Origin of the sequence: Burkholderia sp. Ac-20379 (genome assembly GCF_017104645.1) — a bacterium.
GTDB lineage: Bacteria > Pseudomonadota > Gammaproteobacteria > Burkholderiales > Burkholderiaceae > Burkholderia.
Genome location: NZ_JAAGPF010000506.1, coordinates 1 through 3645 on the forward strand (window position 1 = coordinate 1; position 3645 = coordinate 3645).

Genomic DNA, 3645 nt, shown 5'->3' on the forward strand with positions numbered 1-3645 from the left:
CCGCACGAGGCAAGCATGCAACTGATCATTGGTGACAAAAACTACTCGTCCTGGTCGATGCGGCCGTGGGTGCTGATGCGCCATTTCGGCATCGCGTTCGACGAGACGCTGATCGAGCTGCGCACCCCCGACACCGACCGGCGGATCCGCGCGGTGTCGCCGTCGGGCAAGGTGCCGTGCCTGATCGACGACGCCGGCCACGCGATCTGGGATTCGCTCGCGATCGCCGAGACGCTCGCCGAGCGCCACCCGGCGCAGGCGCTGTGGCCGGCCGATCCGGCCGCACGGGCGCGGGCGCGCTGCGTGTCGGCCGAAATGCATTCGGGTTTCATGGCGATGCGCAGCGAGATGCCGCTCGACATTCGCGCCGCGCTGCCGGGCCGCAAGCTGTCGGCCGCCGCGCTGGCCGACGTGGCGCGCGTCGACGCGCTCTGGCGCGACTGCCTGGCCGCCTCGGGCGGGCCGTTCCTGTTCGGCGCGTTCACGATCGCCGACGCGATGTACGCGCCGGTCGTGCTGCGCTTCGTGACCTACGCGCCGCCGCTGTCGGAGATCGCGGCCGGCTATGTCGAACGGATGCTGGCCGAACCGGCGGTGGCCGCCTGGGTCGGCGACGCGCGCCGCGAGACGCGCGTGTTCGACTGACGATGCAACATGCCCGCGCGGCGCGGCTGCCCGGGCGTCATGGAGAAGCAGGATGAAGATTTATGCGGTGGGCGGCGCGATCCGCGACGAACTGCTCGGCATGCCGGTGCAGGATCGCGACTACGTGGTGGTGGGCGCGACGCCCGAGCAACTGGTGGCGCAGGGCTATCGCCCGGTCGGCAAGGATTTCCCGGTGTTCCTGCACCCGCGCACCCACGAGGAATACGCGCTGGCGCGCACCGAGCGCAAGACGGCGGCCGGCTATCACGGCTTCCAGTTCCATTTCGCGCCCGACGTGACGCTCGAGGAGGATCTCGGCCGGCGCGACCTGACGGTCAACGCGATGGCGCGCGAGGTCAGCCCCGACGGCAGCCTGATCGGGCCGGTGGTCGATCCGTTCGACGGCCGCGCCGATCTGGCCGCGAAGCGGTTCCGCCATGTGGGCGCGGCGTTCGTCGAGGATCCGGTGCGGATCCTGCGGATCGCGCGTTTCGCGGCCCGCTTCGCCGATTTCACGGTGGCCGATGAGACGCTCGCGCTGATGCGCGCGATGGTGGCGGCCGGCGAGGTGGACGCGCTGGTGCCCGAGCGGGTGTGGCAGGAGGTGTCGCGCGGGCTGATGGAGGCGAAGCCGTCGCGGATGTTCGCGGTGCTGCGCGACTGCGGCGCGCTCGAGCGGATCCTGCCCGAGGTGGCCGCGCTGTTCGGCGTGCCGCAGCGCGCCGACTACCACCCCGAGGTCGATACCGGCGTGCACGTGATGATGGTGGTGGATTACGCGGCCAAGCACGGCTATTCGCTGCCGGTGCGCTTCGCCGCGCTGACGCACGATCTCGGCAAGGCCACCACGCCCGAGCACGTGCTGCCGCGCCATATCGGCCACGAAGGGCGCAGCGTCGATCTGCTCAAGCCGGTGTGCGACCGGCTGCGCGTGCCGAACGAGTGCCGCGACCTGGCGCTGCTGGTGGCGCGCGAGCACGGCAATCTGCATCAGGTGATGGGGATGGGCGCGGCGGCGCTGGTGCGCCTGCTCGAACGCGCCGACGCGCTGCGCAAGCCGGCGCGCTTCGCCGAGATGCTGCAGGCCTGCGAATCGGACGCGCGCGGCCGGCTCGGGCTGGAGACGCAGCCGTATCCGCAGGCCGAACGGCTGCGGCGCGCGCTGGTGGCGGCGCGGGCGGTGGACGCCGGGCAGGTGGCGGCCGGCATGAAGGGCAATCCGGAAGGGATCAAGGACGCGGTGCACCGCGCGCGGGTGGACGCGGTGGCGGGCGATCTGGCGATCGGCGAGGAGGCCTGAGGGCGAGGCCGGGCGTCGCCCGGCTGCCGTTGCCCACGCCGTCCCCCAAAACGAAACCGGCGCGTGCAGCCTGGGCTGCCCGCGCCGGCGGTCGTTTCAGCGAAGCGTAATCAGCGAACCGGCGTCGAGACGCGGCCGTCCGGGCCGTACAGGCCCGCGCGCGGCGGTTGCGCGCGCAGCACCTGCAGCGTGCGCTCGTTGTAATCCATGCGGATGCGGATCAGCATCCCGTTGTTCAGATTGGCGTGACGCACGCGCTCGGTGGCGTCGCGCAGCAGGCGCCAGCGGCTCGCGACGCTCGGGTCGCGCTCCGAGGCCGCGTCGATGCCGGCGCGGCCGGCCGGATAGCCGAGGGCGGCCAGTTGCGTGTCGCGCAGCTTTTCGAGCGTGGCGAGGCGCTCGACCAGTTGGGTCTTGCGCTCGATGATGCCGGGCAGCGCTTCGGCCGGCGAGGCCGCCGTCAACGCCTGTTGCTCGTAGACGAGCAGCGACGCGAAAGCCTCGACCGTCGCGTGTTCGTCGTTGATCGTCGCCAACAGTGCTTCTTTCATTGCGTCTCGCTCAAAACGCCGGCGCGCGGACCATCCGCGCGCCGATTGCCGTCGCCCGCCCGATCGCCGCTCAGCCTCAGTGGCTGGGCGAGCGCAGCAGCTCGCTCGCCGTCTGCAGGATGCCGTCGGCGATCTTGCCGGTGTCGATCGACAGCGTGCCGTTGCTGATCGCGTCGCGGATCGACTGGACTTTCGCGGTGTCGATGTCGGACGAGCCGGACGCCGCGAGGGATTGCAGGTTCGTCGACAAGGACGACAGGTTCACGTTGGCGTCGCCGCTGGAGGCGGCCGTGTCGCTCGCGGCGGGCGCGGCCGGGGCGGCGGCGCTGGCCTGCGTGCGCGACGAAGCGGCGTCGGTGGACGCCGGGCGGACAGTGGAGGCGGAGGAGGAATCGATTTTCACGATGGGCTTTCCTGAACGATTTGAGCGAGATAACGGCATCGCAGGGCCGAACTTTAGCGCCCGCTGCTCAATAAAGGCTTTCAGAAACAAAACTTTGCAATCTTTCCGGCCGCCCTCGCCCGAACCGCGATCATAACGGAATCTCGACCGTCCCCGCGTCCTTCACCACACCTGTCACGATCTGCCCCGCGGCCATCCGCACCCGCACCTGCTGACCTGGCCCCGCATTGTTCAGCACGCTGCCTTCCGACGAAATCGTGAAACCCTGGCCGGCGGCCACCACGCGCACGGTCTGGCCGATGCTGACCGCCGAGGCGCTGCGCAGCATGTCCTGGCGCAGCGGCAGCCCGATCGCCACGCGCATCAGCGCGGTGCCGCCCACCGCCTGCGACGGATCGGTGACGATCGCCAGCGGCAGCATGGTCAGGTCGCCGTCGCGCGGCGTCAGGTCGGCGGCCGTCAGCACGTCGCCGGGCGCCAGCGCCCGGGCGGCCACGTAATAGGTGCCCTGCACCGTGATCTTCGACTGGAGATAGAGCGTCCACGGCTTCGCACCGGCGCAGCGCACGCCGACCGTGGTGCGGCCCCACAGCCGCGCGCCCGGCGGCAGGAACGGCTCGAGCGAGGTGCAGGCCGCCAGCCCGCGCGGGAACGCCGGCGAGACGGTAACCGTGGCCTTGCCGGGCAGGCCGGCCGTCTGCTGGCGCGGGAACGCAGGCGCGGCCAGGCGGATCGCTTACGGATCC

General features: G+C 71.1%; 4 protein-coding genes and 1 pseudogene. 2 read left to right on the top strand and 3 right to left on the bottom strand.

Annotated elements, in window-relative coordinates:
- Positions 1-15 precede the first annotated feature (15 nt).
- Both G3N92_RS32020 and G3N92_RS32025 read left to right on the top strand, forming a co-directional pair.
- Positions 16-645 (top strand): glutathione S-transferase family protein, encoded by a 630-nt coding sequence (locus tag G3N92_RS32020; RefSeq protein WP_206131546.1) that lies wholly within the window; start codon positions 16-18, stop codon positions 643-645.
- A 52-nt stretch (positions 646-697) separates the two neighbouring features.
- Entirely contained in the window at positions 698-1945 is a 1248-nt protein-coding gene (locus G3N92_RS32025; protein ID WP_206131543.1) for a multifunctional CCA addition/repair protein, read from the top strand.
- A 110-nt stretch (positions 1946-2055) separates the two neighbouring features.
- Here the strand turns inward: G3N92_RS32025 and G3N92_RS32030 are convergent, their stop codons facing one another.
- The 3 genes and pseudogenes from G3N92_RS32030 to flgA form a co-directional block, all read right to left on the bottom strand.
- Positions 2056-2496 (bottom strand): flagellar protein FlgN, encoded by a 441-nt coding sequence (locus G3N92_RS32030; RefSeq protein ID WP_206131544.1) that lies wholly within the window; start codon positions 2494-2496, stop codon positions 2056-2058.
- Between the two features lie 76 nt (positions 2497-2572).
- On the bottom strand, positions 2573-2899 hold the full coding sequence (gene flgM / locus G3N92_RS32035) for a flagellar biosynthesis anti-sigma factor FlgM (RefSeq protein ID WP_206131545.1): 327 nt from the start codon (positions 2897-2899) through the stop codon (positions 2573-2575).
- Between the two features lie 130 nt (positions 2900-3029).
- Positions 3030-3645: pseudogene (gene flgA / locus G3N92_RS32040) on the bottom strand (flagellar basal body P-ring formation chaperone FlgA); the annotation flags it as partial.